The organism is Streptomyces beijiangensis, from assembly GCF_017315755.1.
Taxonomy (GTDB): domain Bacteria; phylum Actinomycetota; class Actinomycetes; order Streptomycetales; family Streptomycetaceae; genus Streptomyces; species Streptomyces beijiangensis.
In genome coordinates this window covers 1-402 of the sequence record NZ_JAFLRJ010000901.1, presented here as the reverse complement: position 1 = coordinate 402, position 402 = coordinate 1, and the positions used below count along the sequence as shown (strand labels likewise).

Here is a 402-nt window from a genome sequence, read left to right as displayed (position 1 = left end):
GTGGTGGTCCGGGGCGCGGCGGAGTCCGTGGTGCTGCGCGGGCTGCCCGAAGGCACCGCCCTGCACATCGAGACGGAACAGGGCCCCGCCCTGAGCCACGCCGACCTCGGCCGACTGCCGCTGGGCGTCCACCGGTTACGGGCCCGCGCTCCCGACGGGCGCGACGCCGAGGCCACGCTGGTCGTCGCCCCCGAGCGCGTACCGCAGCCGCCCGACCGCAGCCACGGCTTCCTGGTCCAGCTGTACTCCCTGCTCTCGGCCCGCTCCTGGGGCATGGGGGACCTCGGCGACCTGGCCGAGCTCGCCGCCTGGTCGGGGCGGGTGCACTCCGCCGGCTTCGTACAGGTCAATCCGCTGCACGCCGCCGTGCCGGGAGCGCCCACCGACCCGTCCCCCTACCGC

General features: G+C 76.6%; 1 protein-coding gene. It reads left to right on the top strand.

Going from position 1 to position 402, the window contains the following annotated elements; genetic code table 11:
* Positions 1–402: 4-alpha-glucanotransferase (locus tag J0695_RS39780; protein WP_206969710.1), on the top strand; the 402-nt coding region annotated here is incomplete at both ends.